Origin of the sequence: Pseudomonas sp. NPDC089422 (genome assembly GCF_044749405.1) — a bacterium.
GTDB lineage: Bacteria > Pseudomonadota > Gammaproteobacteria > Pseudomonadales > Pseudomonadaceae > Aquipseudomonas.
The window spans coordinates 18,761-37,580 of record NZ_JBIVHW010000019.1 but is presented as its reverse complement, the minus strand read 5'-3'; the positions used below and the strand labels follow the sequence as shown (position 1 = coordinate 37,580).

The window sequence follows — 18,820 nt, the reverse complement described above, 5'->3', positions numbered from 1 at the left end:
CCCCGCTTAGGCCAATAGATGACCGCCGCCCCCTTGACTCCAGTTTAACGACTGCTCCAGCGATACTGTGTAACGTCCCCACGGCGTGATATCGCCACCATTATCTTGTGCAATATTGATGAACGAAACGATCGAGCCTTGAACAATGTATGTTTCCACCCCCTTGCCCGCTACCCATGCAAGTGCGCTTACAGACCGGCTCTGGATCGCAAAGTTGTTCAGAGTGTTAAGTTTGTACTGGCTTTTGCCAAATAGGGTCAGGCGCGAATATTCCACCTTACTGAGGTCTATCGAGTCCGCCGCACCGAGATAATCGACCCATTGGCTGCCTTTAGCTTTAAGGGTGGCAACCATGCCACGACGGATAGGTTTTGCGGCCTTGGTCGCGACAAGGCCAGGGAACTGCTCCATTGCATACTCGCTGAGGCGCGCGGTGGCGGTCGTCGGCCTTGTAATGGCTCTGGTTCGCAATATCCTGGTACCGATCTGGCGTACGTTCCGCATAGCGCCTTTGGCCAAGGCTGGCAACTTCTTGATCAGGCCCGCCGCACATTCGAACAGCGACGCCACTGCGAATGCCAGTGACGCATACCCTAGCTTTTTGGACAGTTCGGGGTTGGATTCCTCGGTCAGTACCGAGGCCACCTCGAAGCCGAACGAGAGTACCGCACATATCGTCATTGGGATGAACAGCGCCGAGGCTGCGCCACCGGTCATCACCGACGCGGCGATGCCGATAACCGTCAATACGGCCGACAGTACCAAGCCGCGCCAACGCCCACCGACCGGCATGGGCTTGGTTTCACGCAGGATATCGTCATAACTCTTGGTCATTTGGTCCTGCCCCCAACGGCTGAGCATGATCGCGCCACTGGGGTCATGCAGGTTGACCGGGTCGGGGCAGTGGGCATAGTCATTGACGCCCCCTTCGCCGAAGGGGCTCAGCCAGTCAGGCTGGGCATGACGGCGAAGGGCCGGGTCGTAGCAGCGGTAACCGTTACCCGCATGATAATGGCCTGTCACCGGGTCGCGGCGCATGCCGTTGTAGCCGCTGACCAGGCCATCCAGTGCTGCGCCTTCACCGAAGGGCAGCAGGGGCGCCAGTTGTAGCTCGCCGTCAAGGACCTGGCCGACGATACCCAGTTGGGGGTCGTCGATCAGCCAACGCACCTGGTCGCCATCATACTGTGCCAGCCCTGGAGAAAGGTGGGTGCTGCGGGTCGCTTTGCCTGCCTGGTCGAAACACACCTGGCCGATCAGTTGGTCACCGTCGTAGCGCAACTCAAGGGTGGTTTGAGCCTGCGCGTCGTACTGTGCCGCCACGCGTTGCAGGCCGTCGTACTCGTAGCGAGTGAGCAGGGCGTCTTCACCGTCCTTGACGCTGCTGAGTTGGCCAGCGGCATTGTAGGCCAGCGCCCGTTGCAGGCCGTCCGTTTGCAAATGGCCATTGCTGTTCCAGGTCAGGGCGGTAGTCTGGTTGCCGGTTTTCACCGAGGTCAGGCGAGTGGGGTCAGAGGCCGCTGCATAGATGAACGTTTTTGTCACGGTATCGCCCTGGAACGGCGTACTGGTGCAACGGGTCAAGTTGTCCAGGCTGTCCCAGCTGAACGTCTGGGCCTTGATCGGGATGCCGTTGCCATCCTGCGGGCAATGCTCTGAATCTTCGGCGTCGCAGGTATAGCTTTCGAGGCGGCTGAGCAGGTCATAGGTGAAGCGTTCGGTACGCAGCAGTTTGCCATTCTGGTAACTGGCTTTGCTGGCCATGCGGCCGTCACCACGCCATGTCATCTGCTGCTTGAAACAGGGGGCGCCGTTGCGCAGGAAGGTACGAACGGTTTCGCGGTTGAAGCCATCACGCTCACTTTGCACCTGCCACTGCCCGGCGCCAGCCAGCGCGTGTACCTGGCGCGCCTGCAGGCGGTCAAGCTCGTCGTAACGGAGCAGCACGTCTTCGTGTGCCTGGCAGCTGCGTAGCAAGCGCCCCTTGTCGTCGAGAAATTCACGTCGTGTGTGGCCGTCTGCATGCAACACGGCGATGCGTTGCCCCCGCAGGCTCTGCCATTCGGCGCCCTTGATCGTCCCCCGAGCTGTTTTTTTAGTGGTTTTGATCTGGCCGGGTGCTTGCGCGCCAGTGATCGAGTGTTGCCAGCCCGACCCGGGCTCCGAGCCAGCTGCGGCACTGATCAAGGTCGACCCGTTCTGGTGCGCCTCGCTGTACAGTGCGCTGCCATTGGCCGCGAAACGTGCGCCATTGGCGCTTTGCAGCGTCTGCAGCTGGGTTTTGTCGGGTAGGGTCACGGCCTGATCGGCGAACCCGTACTCGCGGCTGCCCACCTTGCGTTTGGTGAGCTTGCCAGCATCACTGACGGTTTGCGTCGCGACGGTCTTGCCGTCCACGGTCAGGGTGGAGACGTGTTTGGTGAAGCCGTGGTAGGCGCGCTCTATGGTGGTGTTATCGGGGCGGGTCACTTTGGTTATCCGCCCGAGGCTGTCGCGTTCGAGGGCGTAGGCCTGCGTCTGCTCACCCACGGTGCGGACGTGACGGGTGACGCGGCCGTCGGCGTCGTAGTGCTGGTCGAGTTGCAGGTGCTGTGTGTCGGCTTCATCGGCCCATTGCACCGAGCGTTGGAAAGTGCCGTCGGTTTTTGCGGTGGTGGTGGTGGTGGTTTTCGACAGACGCTCGAAGCCCCAGTTTTGCAGTTCGGTTATTTTTACTGCTGTGTCGAGTTTGGTCAGGTGGTCTTCGTTTGGTAGGTTTTCTCGGTAATAGATTTTTAAATCTGCTACTGCTTGCTCAAATTCATGCTCGTCAATCAAGTTCATTGTGTCAGCGCTAGCAGTAAATAGTTTAAGTGTGTCGAAAAAATCGGTCGACCCTATCAGATCTGAGAGTTCCTCTTTAGTGGGGGTCGTCACATCGTCCATATCTGGAATTGTAATTTCTTCTATACCTTCCAGTCCTGCAAGTCCCGCAAGGGCTTGAATGTTTTTCAGTAATTGAGGTGCATTGGCTATCTTAACTCCTATGTTTTTATTATATGTGCCGACGTCGTAAGTGTACTCCGCTGTCAGCGAATCATATATGGCTATGTATGCATGGCTAATGGTGTTGACTTCAATGTCTAGATTGCGCCATTTCGATTTGAATTTTTTTCGTGGATTTTCTGTGTCAATCTTGCCAAGGCAGGCAATTATTTTATCGACACATATATCCGCAACTGTTTGGTCTCGGCTAAACGGTGTGTCAATGAGCGAAAGCGGCTCGATAGTCGCAGGCTGATCTGCCGCCACCTCTACTTCTTGCGTCAACCAAGACTGCCGACTGGATAATGCTCTTAACGCTGTGCCCTTGCTCACAGCCTGGCCGCCCGGCAGGTAATCCCATACCCAACTGCCCAACATGGAGGATTCGTCCAAATCGGTGAAACAGTGTTCCTCCAAAGGCACATAGGCCTCTTTATCAGATCTGCGCCACGAGGTGCGCCACGCCCGCTGCAGGCCGTCCATGCGCGAGAGGCTCTGGCTGCCATCCTTATGAGTACGTTCCACCTGTTTTTTACTGTCGTCGTACACCGAATCGATGCATTCGTCGGCAACCTGATGGGTCGCCTTGCCGGTGCTGCCCGATGCCAGCAGGTAGCGGGTTTCCTTGGTTACCCGGCCTGAGGCATCGCGTTCCCAGTGCGTCTCGACGCCTCTCTCGACCTTTTGCAGGGCGCGTCTGCTGTAGCGAGAACGCATTTCCTTGCTGACCTGCGCAGTGCCCGCTGCAGTCGTTGCGCTCACAATCACCTGAATACCGGGCTGATTGGGGTTGTCGATGAACGCTTGGACATTGGTCAGCTCAACGGTCTCGCCGTCGCGATGCGTCGCTTGCTTGTTGGTGATCGACCATTCCCTCACCTTGCTGTCCCCGCCAGGGGTTTTCTTGATGGTGGGGACGGAGGTGGTGGTGCTGATCTGGTGCCACAGTGCCTCTGTGCCGACCAGTTGCCAAGTTGCGTCCTTGTCGAGGCTATCGTTGGCCAGTGTGCCGTGCAGGCCATCCACCATCACCACTTCAGCCAGTTCCAGGTAACTACGGCCTGCACGGGTGACGTTTCGATAGCCGTAGAGCTTCAGGCCCTGAGGGTTGCCATAGTAGTCACACTGGTACTCCGCCATCAGCGGAGCGATGGCATGGGCTGGCACCTCAGGGCATTCCAGGGTTGGCACCCCGCTCAGTCCGTTCAGGCTTCCCAGCGTAATCTGGTTTTGCGTCTGCTCACCGTAGTAGCAGTAATAGATCGAATGGGAGCCTTTGACATGCAGCCGCAGGGGGTTGCCCTGTGCGTCAGTCACGACCGTGGTAGCGTCCAGCGTTTTGCCGAATGCTTCACGTTGCGATCTGGGCGTCAGGCTGAGCATGTGCTTGATCGCTGACTGCAACCGCTTGCGGCTCGAGGTCGAGTACCGCCACAACAGCTGCAATACGGCCGTCTGGCGTTCGATCTGCGTAGCTTTGGATGTGACCTCGAGTTGCTCGCCTTTGACCTTGATGAGCATTCGTTCGCTGATTTCAACTAACTCATCACCCCAACCCGTGTAGCGGAAGGTGGTGGTGCCCTGCGCCTGAGGCAGGGAAAATTCCAGCCAATGCGCCTGGGTGGTGCCAGAGCCCCGCAGCAGCGGGGTTCGCCGGCCCTGCTTATCCAGCCCGAACGCGTGCAAATCGTGCACCACGTTGCAGTGGGGGCCGCTTTCCACGGCCGCGATGAACACCTGGTCATCCGGGTCCTGGAAGCTGCCGGTATAGGTGTAGCGGTCGATATGGTTCTGCTGCCCGTCCCCTGGCAATAATGCATGCAACGCCACACGGGGGAGGGACGGCGCGTTCTTCAGCGTGGCGTCCTTTTTGACGTACTGGACACATTCGACCGAGCCGTCGAGTTCTTGCAGGCGGCACAGCACCCTGTCCAGGACCGGATCGTCGTCGTAGCCGCAGTCTACCTGTTGCAAAACGCTGCCGTTTTGCACGCGCTTGAGCGTACGCAGCAAGTAGTGCTGGAGCGTGAGCTCGACCTTGAACGCCTCGGGGCTGCCCGCCCACAACTGCATGTTTACCTGGCCACCATCCTTGGCCTCGGGATTGACATACTCGGCGCTGAACAACTCGCTTTCGCCGCTCTTGATGCTCATCAGCAGGAACTGGCCCTTCTGGCGCTTCCACACCAGGTCCAGCGCTTCACCATATTGCGAGACGATGCGTGAGGGCAGCAGTTGCACGAACGGCCGCTCATACAGGGCGATACGTCTGTCCAGTTCCTTGGTGTTGCCGTGCGTCTCCCAGGCGCTGACGGCTTCGCCGTAATCCATGGCTGTTGCACCATAGTTCAGAGGGGAGAGCACCAACAATACCCACTGCGTCCATTTCTCGGGAAGGTCCGGAAAGCTCGGCTTGCTCTTGGTTTTAATCGCCTTCAGGGCCTGGAGTATCTTCTTGCGGAATGCGTCATTGGGTTCGATCTCATCACTGCCTGGCGCAGCCGGTTTGCTCAGGATCTCCTGCCGGCCGCTGGGAAACTCGACCGTGATCTGGCTGTAATCCTTGTTGCTGGTCACCCGGCAGGCCTTGGTCTTGATGGGTTGGCCCGCGCCTAGCTGGGTCCACTGCTCGTCGCTGAATACCACCGGGGTGCCGTCGGCGAGTGTGAGCAGGCGGTGGTCGTCTTCCTGGATGGAACTGGTGATGATTTTGGAGAAGCGCCAGGCCCAGCCATCGCCCAGGCCTGCTTCATTGGCCCGCAGTGCCGAATAGTGCAGGGTCAGCTCGCATACCGGGCCCAGCCCAAGCAGGCCTTGCAGGGTCGCGATCGGGTAGTGGGCGTGGAACAGGCCGCTGCGTTCATCCACGCCTGTATGGTCCTGGTTGCTGGTGTCGAACACTTCGGAGTGGTTGGTGTTGCCGTAGTCTTCGCACAGGAAGCTGATTTGGTCATAAGGCTTCATGGCGGCAGGCGGCGTGAATTGGACGGCCTGCACGCTGTGCCAGAAATGGGTGGGGTGGTAGGCACCGATGTGGCCGACGGTCAGCGTGGTACTGTCGCGCGCACTCTCCGGGTAGGTCAGGTACAGGTCGTACACGCCAGCTTCGATCGGCCCTGCCCAGGTGATCCTGGTGTCGGTTACTGCCACCGGCCACAGCGGGTGCTCGCTGGCGCGAGGTGTGCAGGCGGCCACACGGTAGCCTTTTTTGTACGCGGCATCGTCCAGGCGGAACTCCAGCTCCCCGTTCAGTGATTGGATATCGAGCTGCACGGTGACATTACCCGCAGTCACTGTGACGCGGACCTTTTCATCGGACATGGGGCTGGCCAAGTCCTCTGTTTCGAGCACTTCCTTGAGGTAGTCACCGTAGCTGGAGGAGGATGTGCCATCGCCGACGTTCTCCAGCAACACCTGCAGGTCGCTGAAGCGAGGCACGGACAGAGGCCCGGCGGTTGAGTCAACCTGCACTTCGGGCCAGGCCTGCTCGAGGATGAAGTCGCTCAAGGTATCCAACCAGGTTTGCTGGTCGGTCGCTGAGCCGCCTTCTGCAGGTTTGAACAGCGCATGGTGCAGCAACTTGTGGCTGAACGGATGGCGTACAGTCACCAGCACCTCATGGGTGGGATCTCCCTTCCAGACCGATTCCAGGGGAGGGCCTGCTGGCAGGCGATTGGCCAAGTCTGGCAGCGTGGTGAAAATGCGCAGGGCATCACCACGCTGCCACAGGTTCAACGTGCCCCCTGCATTGTCCTGCCCAGTGCTCGGGCTGTGCGTGGCCACTTGCAGGTAGGGCGACACTGAAGAGGCGTTCAGTGCTTTGGCCCAGGCGCTGGACCATTTGCCCGCGGCGCGCTGGGCTTTGCTGGGTGTCCACGTGTGGTGCGCAAGCAAGCGTTGGGAGAACGCATCATAGACCCATGCCTGAATTGTGCGCCCCTCTTCCAGCGAGAGGTCACTCTCGACAGGCCCGCTTTGCCACCAGCGGGCATGGGTGAGCGTGACGGACAATTCGGCGCATTGAGGGACCCAGAAGGCATTGCCGCCATCTGCCGGTACCACGCTGCAATCATTGAGCACGCCCGCCTTCAACACGCGGCTGTCACGGTTGATCTGCTCGCACAGGGCCTTGGACCATTGCCGATCGGCTTGCTCGGCTGCGGCGGTGTAGAAGTGGCTCTCGTATAACACTTGAGAGGTCAGGTCGCGTACTTGCAGGCAGAGTGTTTCATTCGCTGCCAGGCTGAACGATTCGTCGCAAGCCAGAGCCTGCACGATGTTGGCGGCAAATGGCGCGTTACTGAAGGCGCGATAGCGTGCCGGGCTCCACAGCCGCAGCGGCTTGGTGGCGGTGGAGAAGGTATTGTCGGCGCTCCAGTTACCGGCGGTCATCGGCTCGCCGGCGGCCGCCAGGTGGTCGGCGAACGCTTTTGGCCACTGCTCGACGGACAGCTTGCCCGCTTGCGCGGTGTAATCGATCTTGCGGATATCGCCAGCCAGCCGGTCGATGACAAAGGCGCTCAATACCTCACCCGCAGCCAGTGGGCGGCCTGCCTTGATCGTGCTGCTGGTGCTCCAGCCACCGTCGATGCTGCCTGCCCGTTCGAGCAGGAAGTCGCTCATGTCAGGCAGGAAGCCGTTGGGCTGGGTTGAAAGGGTGTAGGGGCTCATGCTCCGGAGTGCTCGGGTTTCGAAGCCCTCCGAGTCGGAGAGGGGCGTTGCGCTCGGCAGCCTGTAGATCGCTACAATATCGGATTCCAGGACCTCTACCGTTTCCAGTGCCACGAACTTTGCTAAAGCTGCCTGTTGGGAACTACGCGATTCATGAGCTTGCTTTTGTTCGGCACTGCAACTGACTATGAATGAGGCTGGCCACGAAGAGACTTTGCTGACGCAACCGTAACAGCCGTAGTAGCCCTCCAGTTTGTCAGTCTGGCTTTTCACGTACACCAGTAGGGGGGCGGATCCCGTGTCGAGGTCCGTCCATTCAGATCTTTCAACGAGCGTCGCCCCAGCCTGGACCAGCTCATCGACTTCAGCTCGCGCCTGGGTAATCGGCTCGGTGCTGGCAAGGTTCGCCAAGGAATAGAGCCCGCTGATATTCCTGAGAGGAAGGGTTAATTCTTTGCAGGGCAAAGGGAAATAGTTGAGTACGTCATAGGTATCGGTAAGATTTTTTTCAAACGATGTCAGGGTTGGGTCTGGGAGTACCGTGATTGACTGGACGATGCTGGAGCTTGATTCATTGTTTTTCAGAACACCCAGTACGCCGTATTTTTTTAGCACTTTCAGAGGTGATGGTTTGCGAGTGTCATGTTGATACGTTGAACGATCAGAAGTATCTGAGGAGGGCAAGGGCTTTATAAGTTCGATCAGTACTAGCGTATTGAACGCTGCCAGGACTTCCGCGTCCGCAATAATCTTTTTTTGGGCGCCGGCGTCCAGGAGTTCTTTTAAGAATGCATCGTATTGCATATCGCAAATAGCGTAGTGTTTTGGGTTGCTGCTATAAACGTTTATCGACTCAGCTGGGGTCCCCTCAATAGAGGTTAGTCGACGCACGTTTTCACCGCGAAGTGCGCTTTCGTCATATACGAGCTTGACGGGAAAATTGCCCTCCTGGCTGTTGAAGCTTACAGTAATCCCCTTGTCGTCAGCGCTGACAAACCAAGCCTTTCCCCAATCGCCAATTATCAGTTCGCTGCCTTTCTTAAGGTTTGATTTGTCGATGATCTGTTTGTTGTAGCCTTTTGTGAGTATCTCGGAAAAGCGGCTCATGCTTGGCTCCTACTAGGTCAATGTGACCAACATCGGCGAGCGATTAGTCCCGTGAAAGTTGGCGAATTGTGCAATTGTTATTGTGAGCCGCCAGAACGCGATGTCACCTGGCAAAAATGCTAGTTTTGTGCCTCAGAAGTATTACTTTGCATTGAAATGATCAGCCGAGGCCGTCAAAATCGCTGCCGATTGTTGAGCAAGGGGCTTGAGTTGAACGAACAGACTTTGTCGATGCGCCTGGAGCGCGTGGCGGCGCATGTGCCGCAGGGCGCGCGCCTGGCCGATATCGGCTCGGACCACGGCTACCTGCCGGTGGCGCTGGCGTTGCGTGGGGTGATCGAGGCGGGGCTGGCCGGGGAAGTGGCGCAGGTGCCATTCGCGTCGGCCCAGCGCAACGTGCGCCGCAACGGCCTGCAGGAGAAGGTCATAGTGCGCCTGGCCGATGGCCTGGACGCCATCGAGGCGGCAGACGGCATCACCGCCATCAGCCTCTGCGGCATGGGCGGCGTGACCATGTGCGAAATCCTCGAACGCGGCAAGAATCGCCTGAACGGCAAGCAGCGCCTGATCCTGCAACCCAACGGCGGCGAGCGTGAATTGCGTGGTTGGCTGATGGAAAACGACTACCGGATCGTCAGCGAGGAGTTGCTGCGGGAAAACCGTTTCGACTACGAGATCATCGTCGCCGAACGTTGCGAGGCGGTGGCCTACAGCGCCGAGGAGCTGTATTTCGGCCCGCTGCTGATGCGTGAGAAAGCCCCGGCCTTCATCACCAAGTGGCAGCGCATGCTGCGCCAGAAGCAGCAGAGCCTGGCCAACTTCGAACGTGCCAAGGACGCTATCCCACAAGAAAAGCTGGGTGAATTCGCCCGGCAGATCGGCTGGATCAACGCAGTATTGGCCTGACCTACTGCTGCGAACCGTTGCCCATTCCCGGTGGTTCAATTCACGGTGCTGGTTCTGGCCCTGGTGGTCGACATACACCTGTCAGTGTCGTAAAAACGAGGCGGCTGCCACCGCCTCGAATATCAACTTGCGTGAGTGACGATGTTACTGAAGCGGCAGTAGACTTCGAATGATTTCAGGTTTTGCTAACGCTACTGCGCCTCCTTGCGGATCATCAAAATCGCCAACGGTCGCGATAAGAATATTGTCCGTGCCTTGTAGGTGCTTCAATATATCTAGAGGAAAACGATGTGGAGGGCATCCCCATCCTTTCTCCAGTAATTGAACTATTGATTCGTCGTCCTTTGAGAGCAGAACTTGAGTTGAAGGCCTGGATCGGAGAAGCTTAACAATCTCCAGCATTTCCGGGTTGTGTAAATGTATGCCTCCAAAGAACTGAATCATATTGTCCATGCCTTGCGTGTATTCTTTGGTTCTAAGCCCGCAGGTAATATGGTGTTATTTTTTTCAATAGCCTTCCAAAGTCTGTAGTAATGAACTAGCCTGCTCTTCTGGACCAGTCCTCCGTTAGTCATAAGTATCCTCCAAGAGTATTGATGGTTGCGGGAAATTACTTGGGAATAAATCGCATGCAAGGATACTGCCTGAGAATCCAAGAGAGGCTTTGATTTTTCAAGGTAAAGTGCTGCGGATAACTTTATATTGTCATCGCCGGGCGAGCCTCGAGGCCAGTGGCGAAGTTCTGCAGCGTGCCGGCCACCTTGCCGTTGAGGTTTTGCTCCAGCGCCTCCAGCAGGGCTTCGGAGATGACCGCCGTGCCATTGCGGCGAATGCCGGAGAGGGTACTGCGGATGGCCAACCGCGCCGCGCCGACCCCGGGGAACGGCACCAGCCCGAAGACGTTGACACCGAAGCTGACCCAGGTGAAGTAATCGTCCTGGTCGCCCTCGATCAAGGTCAGCAGGTCGCCAATGGCATCGATGGCGGCGAAGACGCTGCCGACGCCGGGGATGATAGAGCCGGCAGTATGCAGGGCGTCCCAGCCGACCACTCCGCCAGTGAGCTGGCGCAGCCATTGGTCGAGCTTTTGCTTGCCGGCTTCGATGTCGTCGCGGCTGGCGAGGTCGAGAGGGACGGTTGCCGCTTGCGGGGGACGAGTGGTGGGCGCGGCCATGCGCGGCCACCCTTGTCACAATGAGGGATTTTTCGGGCAGGGTAAGACGTACGTTTGCGAATCATCAGCGCTCCTCGAAATGACCTGCACGGGCGTGCAGTGTCATCGGACGCTAACGAGGTATCGCTTCCAGGTCGCCTTCATGGCGTCCTTAAATCATGTAGGAAAAGTAGACTTGTTAGATGATTGAGAACGAGTCGACTGTAACTAGCTGCTGGGGGCTTTGACGAGGATCGTGACTGAGCTGATCAGCTTCACTGCTGCGAGCAGTTGCCCATTTCCCGGTAGTTCACTTCACGGCGCTGGCCCTGGTGGTCGACATAGACCATGTGCGCGGTGCCGACCTGGCAGTCGGCGGCATTGCTGGCGGGCGTGATCGAGATGACTTTGGCCACGTCCAGCGGCATGCCGTATTCGTAGTTGGCATCGTGGCTGGTGGCTGCTGCAGGCGTGGTGTCGGCGAAGGCGCCAAACGAGGCGAGGGCGGCGGACAGGGCGACAAAAGCGAGGGAACGGTTCATGGCAGGCTCCTTTTTCGAGGTTTGACCCATGATGTATTCATTGGTGATCCACAATAAATGGGCTAACTCGTGATAGATTCCTGCCCGGAACGTACGAATAAGAACGGATGAGGAACGAGCCCCATGGACATGCTGCACGCCATGCGCACTTTCGCCCGGGTGGTGGAGTGCGGCAGCTTTGCCGCCGCCGCCAATGCCTTGGATATTTCTGCGGCGCAGGTGTCGCGCATCGTCGCCGAGCTCGAGAACCAGCTGCAGACCCGCCTGCTGCACCGCACCACGCGCCGCTTGCGCATGAGCGAGGCGGGCGAGCGCTTCCTCGAGCGGGCGCGACAGATCATGCTGCTCACCGACGAGGCCATGGATGAAGCCCGCGGCGCGCACCTGACCCCGCGCGGCCACCTGCGCCTGCACTGCCCCCATGGCCTGGGCATGCTGCTGATGCCGCTGGTGGCCGGCTACAACGCGTTATGCCCGGAGGTGGTGATCGAGCTGATCCTGTCCCAGCGCAACCCCGACCCGTTGGCCGAAGGACATGACGTGGTGATCACCGTGGACGAGGCGCTGCCGGACTCGCAGCTCATCGCCGTGCCACTGGGCAATATCTTCAGCATCCCCTGTGCTGCGCCCAGTTACCTGGAACTGAACGGCATCCCCGAGCGGCCGGAGGACCTGCACGAGCACCGCTGCCTGCGCATGGCCTACCCGATGTACGAAGGTGACTGGGTGTTCCCACAAGGGCTTGACCATTGCGTGATCGCCCCGCGGGACAGCTTCATGACCAATGTCGCCGACGCCATGCTGGTGGCCAGCGAGCTGGGCATGGGCATTGGCCTGCTGCCGTTCTACACCGCCAGCCAGGCCATCGAGCAGGGGCGTCTGCGGCGCTTGCTGGCGCCTTATCGGCTACGTGAAAGCGCGCTGTATGCGATCTACCCGTCGCGGCACTACCTGGATGCCAAGGTGCGGACCTGGATCGATTACCTCAAGGAACAGCTGCCGGCATTGTTCGAAGGGCATGCGAAGGTCGTCGATGACGCGCAATACTGGCTGTAGTCAGTGAGGGCCCTTTCGCCATCAATCCTCAATGGCCATACCGGCCGACCAGGCTCTGCGCGCCCAGCGCATGGTCTTTGAGCAACTCCATCAAACCGTTGCGATCCAGCTCTGCAGGCAAGGTGCCCAGCGGCAGGTCGGTGGCAATCAGGGTCAGTGCATAGTGGTGCGGCTTGTCCCCGGCTGGCGGGCAAGGCCCGCGATAGGTCATGGTCCCGTGGGAATTGCGCCCGACGATCAGCGCCTGGCTGGTCTGCCAGCCAGCGCCTTCCTCCAGCCCGTCGAGCGCCGGGTCGATGTCGTAGGCGAGCCAGTGCACCACGCCCAGGCCCTTGCCGCCGTCCGGGTCGAACATCACCAGGGCCAGCGACAGCGTGCCGTAGGGCAGGTTCTTCCAGCTGAGCTGCGGCGTGCGCCCCTCACCGGCACCACAGGCCGGATCCGGCCCGACCTGCTGCAGGCCGATGACACCGCCATCGGTGAACGACGACGAACTGACCGACAGCGCGGCGGAATCGCCACCGGCAGCCACGGCAATGCAGGGCAGCAGGGCGGCGAGCAGCCAGGGTTTGAGGTGCATGGCGAGTCCTCGGCAGGGCTTTGCGCCGCAGTGTAGCCCAGCTGCCGGTCAGCGGCTGTCCTGGTCTTCGGCAGTGCCGCCGGTGTACCCGGCGCCAGAGCCTGTGGCTTCACCGGTGCTGTTGGAGCCACCGGCCGCGCCATCGGCGGCGTCCGAGTTGCTGCCGGTATCGCTGCTGTCATTGTCCTGGCCGCTGCCCGGGCTGTTGACGCTGCTGCCTTCCCCGGCGGTCTTGCCGCCGCGCTGGTCGGTTTTCGGGTGGCTGTCGGTATTGGTGGTGTCCGTCGCCGCGTAGCTGGTCGAGGCGGCGATACCCAAGGCGAGGGCGAGCAACAGCGAGTGAATGCGGATCATGGCAAGTCTCCTGGGCGGATGATCTGTCATTCGTTTGGCTGGCGGAGGGTGCAGGGGTGCCCCATGGGCGACGGGCGGTCGAAAAAAGGGCCGCGATGGCGGCCCCTGATTCACTTGGTTTCCGGTTGCGCTGGCGGCGCATTCGCTTGCACCGGTTCCAGCGGCGGATGCTCCTGCGCTGCATGCATCAGGTCCTCGGTCACCCGCAGCTCTGCGCCGGTCGGCGAGAAGGTGGTCGACGCCGTGAACGGTGCCGGATGCTCCGCTGCCGGGCGCTTGCCGCGGCGCCAGAGGAAGAAGCAGACCATGCCCAGGTTGACCACGGCAAAGGCCCAGAACAGGCCCACTTCGCCAAACTCGGTCATCGCCGGCGAGATGGCCAGTGGCGCCATGGCCGAGCCCAGCGAGTTGATCAACAGCAAACCCTGGATCATCGGTACCAGGGCGTCAGACGGCGCGCGGTCGGCAGCATGGCTGACCGCCACCGGGTACAGCGCGAACACGCCGCCACCAAGCAGGAACAGCATGGCCGGCAGCAGCGCCGAATGCGAAGGCAGGAACACCGTGATCAGCGACAGCACCATGCACAGCGCAGCCAGGGCGATCAGCACATCCTGGCGGTCCTTGCGGTCGGACCAGCGGCCCACCGGGTATTGCAGCAGCATGGCGCCGAGGATCACCCAGGCCATCATGTTGCCGACTTCGCCGACATCCAGGCCGATGCGCTGCAGGTACAGCGGCAGCAGGGCGTAGATACCGGCAATGACCACACCGGAGCCAAAGCAGCCGACCAGCCCCGACGGCGCCACGCCCAGCAGTTGCCGTGGCTTGAGCGGCTCGACCTGGTCCAGCAGCGGCGACACCCGCGGCAGGATCACGATCGGCAGCACCGACAGCGCAGCCAGCATGCCAGCCAGCATGAACGGCGCAGTGTCGCCCAGGTGGGTGATTTCGCCGAGGCCGGCCTGGGCGATCACACCCGCGCCGTAGAAGGCGATCATGTACAGCGCCAGCAGGCGCCCGCGGATCTTCGCGTCACCGGCCAGCAGCAGCCAGCTTTCGATCACCAGGAATACGCCGACCGCCGCCCAGCCGTTGATCAGGCGCAGCACCGACCACCAGGTGGCGTCGTAGAACAGCCCCTGCAGCAGGATGGTTGCGGCGATCAGCGAGGCAAAGCTGGTGTAGGCGCGGATATGGCCGATGCGCAGGATCAGCCGGTCGTTGAAGATGGCGCCGAGGGTCAGGCCGATGAAGTAGGTCGACGAGACGATACCGATGGTCGTTGCCGATTCGCCGGCAGCGTCCAGGCGCAGGGTGGTAAGGGAAGACATGAAGCCGTTGCCCAGGGCAATGATGAACAGCCCGAGCAGGGGCGCCAGCGCCATGGCCAGCAAACGCGGAGACATACATACCTCAAGTTGGTGTGGCGATTCAGGGAGCGCCTCTTCGAACGCGCACGCCAAACGGACCCATCGAGGGCCGAAAAAACTGCACGGATGTGCCTGGGCTGGATGCGACCTGGGCAAGACTCAACCGCTGGACCCTGGAAGAGCTGGGCCGGGCGGGGTGGGTTGAGCCTATTTCACATGGGCGTCATGTGTTCAGGCCTGGACTCTGTCGTTGCTGCCGGTTGCCACCGTTCAAGGCGACGGGCGAAAAGGAAGCGCGATTCTACGGGTTGTGATCGATTTGCCCAAGAGGCTAAAGGCTGCGACCAGAAGACGCAGGGCGGGATGCGACAGCTTTGTGCCCCAATCCGACATCGCCAAGGTCGCTGCTACAGGGGAGCGCATCATTCTGTAGGAGCGGCCTTGTGTCGCGAAAGGGCTGCGCAGCAGCCCCAGGGTGCAGCAACGTCTTATTTGTCGAACAGTCGCTCGTGCACCCAGCCATTGTTGGTCAGTACCATCACGCGCTTTTCACGGGCCGGTGTTTGATTGCTCGCCACCGCATTGCCCAGATCACGGATATTGGCCCGGACCTCGTCGTTGGTCGCCCAGTCCGGCAACCCCGTGACCTTGTAGGCATAGGTCACATCGGAAACGGTGTGCCCCATCATCTGCCCCGGCTCGCTGAACTGCTCGATCGCCGTCACCTCGGCCTTGCCGAAGCACAGCCCGCCGTGGGTCTGGCCGTTGAGCATCTTCTGGGCATCGGCCTTGTAGTACTTGCGACCCTCATCGGTGAGGTCATAGGCATAGTAGATATCGGTACGGGCCGGTTGCCACAAGCGCTCTGGCACTTCGACGCGGGAGATTTCCTGCTCGTTGACGATGCCGACCTTGGCCAGGGCATGCAGGGCCTTGTTGGTGCCGGTGACGTCGAAATCCTGGGTCTTGGTGGGGAAGTCGCTGACCACGAAACAGTGGGGGTACTGCGTGTCGAGGTAGGCCTGGGCCGCCTTGTGGAAATTGGCCTCGATGGCGTCGTTGTTGTCCGAGCAGCCAGCCAGGGTAGCCAGCAGCGCCAGCGGTACGATCTTCCTGTGCATGATGAAACGTCCTTGGATTGCGAAGATAAACCGTTGGGCGGGCATTAGAACCCACGGCCTAGAGCGGCGCAATCGTGGCAGTACGGCATCTGGACAGGGTTCACAAAGCCGCCGTCAATGATGCCCTGGCGGCTCCCGGGTATCGATGCTCACCACCACCGACATGCCCGGGCGCAGGCGTGCGGCGTCCGGCTGGTCGGGGTCGACGGTGATGCGCACCGGGATGCGCTGGGCAATCTTCACGAAGTTGCCGGTGGCGTTGTCGGCCTGCAGCAAGGCGAATTCCGAGCCGGTGGCCGGCGATATCTGCTGCACATGGCCCAGCAGCTTGAGGTGGTTCAAGGCATCGACGGTGAAGCTCACCGGCTGGCCGATGCGTACGTCGGCCATCTGGGTTTCCTTCATGTTGGCGATCACCCACAGGGTGTCGGGCACCAGCGCCATCAGTTGTGCGCCAGAGTTGACGTAGGCGCCCAGGCGCGTGCCGATCTGCCCCAGCTGGCCGTCGCGCGGGGCGGTGACGCGGGTGTTGTCGAGGTCGATGCGGGCCAGTTCGACGGCGGCCTTGGCGTTCTCCACCGAGGCCTCCAGCGAGGCGCGGTTGACGATCACCGTCTCGCGGTCCTGGCGGGCGATTTCCAGCGCGGCCTTGGCCTGGGCCAGGTTGGCGACGGCGGCGGCCTCGCTGGCGCGGGCCAGGTCCAGCGAGCTGCGCGACACCGAGCCATCGCTGACCAGCGCCTGGTTGCGGCTGAGGTCGGCCTTGGCCTTGGTCGCCTGGGCCGAGGCATCGCCGATTGCCGCCTGGCGTTGGGCAATGGTGGCTTCGGCGCTGTTGCGCTGCTGCAGGTTGTTGGCCAGTGCCGCCTGCTGCTGCTGCAGCTGGGCGATGGCCTGGGCCAGGCGCTGCTTGTAGATGCGGTCGTCGAGCTGCACCAGCAGGTCGCCAGCCTTGACGAACTGGAAGTCATGCACCGGCACGTCGACGATGTAGCCACTCAGCTGCGGGCCGATGATCGTCACCTGGCCGCGCACCAGGGCGTTTTCGGTGCTTTCGATGGCACTGCTGAACGGCGGCAGGTTCCAGGCGTAGAGCACCAGCAGAATGCCGGCCAGGGCCACGCAGGCGAAGCTGATCGAGGACAGGATACGCACCCGCCGCGTGCGCACCGGGCTGGTCGGTTCGCTGGGCGGCGTGCTGCCTTCCGGGGTTTCGGCGATGGCGGTGGTGGTCGTGGTGCGGGTTTCTTCGGTCATCGGCTGGCAGTACCGCTGGTGGAGTCGGGTGAAGCGGCCTGGCGGGCGGCATACCACAGCCAGGTACCGCGAAGGGTAATCCAGATCATGGTCAGCACGGCGATGCTGCCGATCAGCATGAACACGTCGTTGTAGGCCATCACATTGGCCTCGCGGGTGGCGGCGCTGGCCAGCACGCGCAGGCCGGCCTCGCTGCGCAGCGCCGGGTCGGCGAGGATCCCGGCATAACCGCCGCCGCCGCTTTGCACGCGCGCATTGACCAGCGGTTCGAGGTAGCTGAGGCGGTCCATCAGGTGGCTGGAATGGAACTTCTCGCGCCAGGTCTGGAAGGTGCCCAGCAACGCCGCGCCGATCAGGCCGCCGAGGTTGTTGCAGATGCCGAACAGCACCGAGAAACTCACCAGGTTGCGCGGGTTGGCGCGTACGTGGCTGATGCCCAGGGCCATCGACGGGCCAAGGAAGAAGGTGCTGCCGAAGGCCAGCAGGAACTGGCTGAGGTACATCTGCGCCGGGCGCGTGAGGTTGCTCGAGTTGCTGTCCATGAACGCCCCGGTGGCCATCGCCAGCAGCGAGACGAACAGCGGGATCACCAGGTGCTTGGGGTCGATGGTCAGCGCACTGCTGGCCAGGCCCGCCACGGCCCCGAGCAGCATGATCCAGTACAGCGAGCGCATCTGTTCGCTGCCCATGTTCAGCACCTGCAGAAAGCCCACCGCGCCGGTGGATTGCTCCGAGGTGACCATGCGGATCAGGACGACGCACAGGCCCAGGCGGATGATTGCGCCACTGCCCAGCCAGCGTGTCATCAACAGTGGGTTCTGGCGGTTGTGCTCGATGGCCAGGCCGGTGAAGATCAAGGCAATCGATGAGGCCAGGGCGATACCGATCCATGGTGCCTCCAGCCACCAGTCGATGCGCCCCAGCGACAGCGCGGCGCAGAGCAGGGCGACGCCGCTGGCCATCAGGGTAAAGGTGAGGAAGTCCAGCGGCTCGAAGGTCTTGAAGCGGTCACCGGGGGGCAGCTTGAGCAGCAGCACACAGCCCAAAGCAGCCAGCGCCAGGCCCAGTTCGAACAGGTACAGGCCGCGCCATTCGGCAATCTGCAGCAAGTCTTCGGAGAAGATCCGCGCCAGCGGCAGGGCCAGTTGCGAGGCGCCAAGGCCCAGCACCATGGCCTTCAGTCGCCAGCGCTCGGGGAATGCCTGGATCATGTAGTACAGGCCCAGCGAGCTGAGTGCCGCACCGACCATGCCGTGGGCGGCGCGCACGGCGATGGCGGAGTTGAGGTCATTGACCAGCAGGTGGGCGAAGGTGACCAGGGCATACAGCACCAGGAACACCTCGGTGAACGCACGCAGGCCGAACTGCTGGCGGAACTTGACCAGCAGCAGGTTGATCGACACGTTGGTCATCACATACGCCGCCGGCAGCCAGGCCATCTCGGCGCTGGTCGCGCCCAGCGCGCCCTGCAGGAACACCAGGTTGGCGGTGACCAGTGCGTTACCCAAGCCGCCGGTGATCGCCACCAGCAGGCCGACCACGCCATACGCCAGGCGCTTGGCCGGCGTGTGCAGGGGCGTGGAAGGGGAGCCGGGGAGGCTGGGCCTTTCGTGCGGGAGCCACTGGCGCGGGGTGTATTTGTCCATGGGGCTGACTGTACTTCGCGCTACAGCCAG

At 61.1% G+C, this 18,820-nt stretch carries 12 protein-coding genes; 2 read left to right on the top strand and 10 right to left on the bottom strand.

What is annotated here, in order from left to right; genetic code table 11:
• Nucleotides 1–6 precede the first annotated feature (6 nt).
• A complete protein-coding gene (locus ACIPZ8_RS26325; protein WP_400729645.1) occupies nt 7–8,802 on the bottom strand; it encodes an RHS repeat-associated core domain-containing protein in 8,796 nt (2,931 codons plus the stop codon).
• A gap of 210 nt (nt 8,803–9,012) precedes the next feature.
• Here ACIPZ8_RS26325 and ACIPZ8_RS26320 point away from each other — a divergent pair, with 210 nt between their 5' ends.
• On the top strand, nt 9,013–9,708 hold the full coding sequence (locus ACIPZ8_RS26320; RefSeq protein WP_400729642.1) for a tRNA (adenine(22)-N(1))-methyltransferase: 696 nt from the start codon (nt 9,013–9,015) through the stop codon (nt 9,706–9,708).
• A 144-nt stretch (nt 9,709–9,852) separates the two neighbouring features.
• On the opposite strand, the gene ACIPZ8_RS26315 is transcribed toward ACIPZ8_RS26320, so the two are convergent.
• The 3 genes from ACIPZ8_RS26315 to ACIPZ8_RS26305 all read right to left on the bottom strand — a co-directional run bounded on the left by ACIPZ8_RS26315 (nt 9,853) and on the right by ACIPZ8_RS26305 (nt 11,403).
• A complete protein-coding gene (locus ACIPZ8_RS26315; protein ID WP_400729639.1) occupies nt 9,853–10,161 on the bottom strand; it encodes a hypothetical protein in 309 nt (102 codons plus the stop codon).
• 244 nt (nt 10,162–10,405) lie between these two features.
• A complete protein-coding gene (locus tag ACIPZ8_RS26310) occupies nt 10,406–10,882 on the bottom strand; it encodes a hypothetical protein (protein ID WP_400729636.1) in 477 nt (158 codons plus the stop codon).
• 254 nt (nt 10,883–11,136) lie between these two features.
• The gene (locus tag ACIPZ8_RS26305; protein ID WP_400729633.1) at nt 11,137–11,403 is read right to left on the bottom strand and encodes a DUF2790 domain-containing protein; all 267 of its coding nucleotides are present in this window, start codon (nt 11,401–11,403) and stop codon (nt 11,137–11,139) included.
• 123 nt (nt 11,404–11,526) lie between these two features.
• Between ACIPZ8_RS26305 and ACIPZ8_RS26300 the strand changes: the two genes are divergently transcribed.
• Nucleotides 11,527–12,459, top strand: a complete 933-nt coding sequence (locus tag ACIPZ8_RS26300) for a LysR family transcriptional regulator (protein WP_400729630.1) — start codon at nt 11,527–11,529, stop codon at nt 12,457–12,459.
• A 28-nt stretch (nt 12,460–12,487) separates the two neighbouring features.
• Here ACIPZ8_RS26300 and ACIPZ8_RS26295 read toward each other — a convergent pair whose 3' ends face one another.
• From ACIPZ8_RS26295 to ACIPZ8_RS26270, 6 genes are all read right to left on the bottom strand, one after another.
• Entirely contained in the window at nt 12,488–13,039 is a 552-nt protein-coding gene (locus ACIPZ8_RS26295) for a YbhB/YbcL family Raf kinase inhibitor-like protein (RefSeq protein WP_400729627.1), read from the bottom strand.
• Nucleotides 13,040–13,087: 48 nt separating this feature from the next.
• Nucleotides 13,088–13,393 carry a hypothetical protein gene (locus ACIPZ8_RS26290; protein ID WP_400729624.1) on the bottom strand — a complete coding sequence of 102 codons (306 nt, stop codon included), beginning with the start codon at nt 13,391–13,393 and terminating at the stop codon, nt 13,088–13,090.
• Nucleotides 13,394–13,503: 110 nt separating this feature from the next.
• Nucleotides 13,504–14,802 carry an MFS transporter gene (locus tag ACIPZ8_RS26285; RefSeq protein WP_400729621.1) on the bottom strand — a complete coding sequence of 433 codons (1,299 nt, stop codon included), beginning with the start codon at nt 14,800–14,802 and terminating at the stop codon, nt 13,504–13,506.
• A 452-nt stretch (nt 14,803–15,254) separates the two neighbouring features.
• On the bottom strand, nt 15,255–15,887 hold the full coding sequence (locus ACIPZ8_RS26280) for a hypothetical protein (RefSeq protein WP_400729618.1): 633 nt from the start codon (nt 15,885–15,887) through the stop codon (nt 15,255–15,257).
• A gap of 114 nt (nt 15,888–16,001) precedes the next feature.
• Nucleotides 16,002–17,144: an HlyD family secretion protein gene (locus ACIPZ8_RS26275; protein ID WP_400729616.1), complete on the bottom strand. Its 1,143-nt coding sequence runs from the start codon at nt 17,142–17,144 to the stop codon at nt 16,002–16,004.
• A complete protein-coding gene (locus tag ACIPZ8_RS26270; protein WP_400729613.1) occupies nt 17,141–18,790 on the bottom strand; it encodes an MFS transporter in 1,650 nt (549 codons plus the stop codon). The genes ACIPZ8_RS26275 and ACIPZ8_RS26270 overlap by 4 nt, the downstream gene beginning before the upstream one ends.
• Nucleotides 18,791–18,820: the final 30 nt, after the last annotated feature.

Bases quoted from the DNA above. Each gene is read 5' to 3' on its own strand.
- ACIPZ8_RS26295 (WP_400729627.1), bottom strand. From the start codon at position 13,039: ATGCACCTCAAACCCTGGCTGCTCGCCGCCCTGCTGCCCTGCATTGCC.
- ACIPZ8_RS26270 (WP_400729613.1), bottom strand. From the start codon at position 18,790: ATGGACAAATACACCCCGCGCCAGTGGCTCCCGCACGAAAGGCCCAGC.
- ACIPZ8_RS26315 (WP_400729639.1), bottom strand. From the start codon at position 10,161: ATGGACAATATGATTCAGTTCTTTGGAGGCATACATTTACACAACCCG.
- ACIPZ8_RS26275 (WP_400729616.1), bottom strand. From the start codon at position 17,144: ATGACCGAAGAAACCCGCACCACGACCACCACCGCCATCGCCGAAACC.
- ACIPZ8_RS26280 (WP_400729618.1), bottom strand. From the start codon at position 15,887: ATGCACAGGAAGATCGTACCGCTGGCGCTGCTGGCTACCCTGGCTGGC.
- ACIPZ8_RS26300 (WP_400729630.1), top strand. From the start codon at position 11,527: ATGGACATGCTGCACGCCATGCGCACTTTCGCCCGGGTGGTGGAGTGC.
- ACIPZ8_RS26310 (WP_400729636.1), bottom strand. From the start codon at position 10,882: ATGGCCGCGCCCACCACTCGTCCCCCGCAAGCGGCAACCGTCCCTCTC.
- ACIPZ8_RS26325 (WP_400729645.1), bottom strand. From the start codon at position 8,802: ATGAGCCGCTTTTCCGAGATACTCACAAAAGGCTACAACAAACAGATC.
- ACIPZ8_RS26285 (WP_400729621.1), bottom strand. From the start codon at position 14,802: ATGTCTCCGCGTTTGCTGGCCATGGCGCTGGCGCCCCTGCTCGGGCTG.
- ACIPZ8_RS26290 (WP_400729624.1), bottom strand. From the start codon at position 13,393: ATGATCCGCATTCACTCGCTGTTGCTCGCCCTCGCCTTGGGTATCGCC.
- ACIPZ8_RS26305 (WP_400729633.1), bottom strand. From the start codon at position 11,403: ATGAACCGTTCCCTCGCTTTTGTCGCCCTGTCCGCCGCCCTCGCCTCG.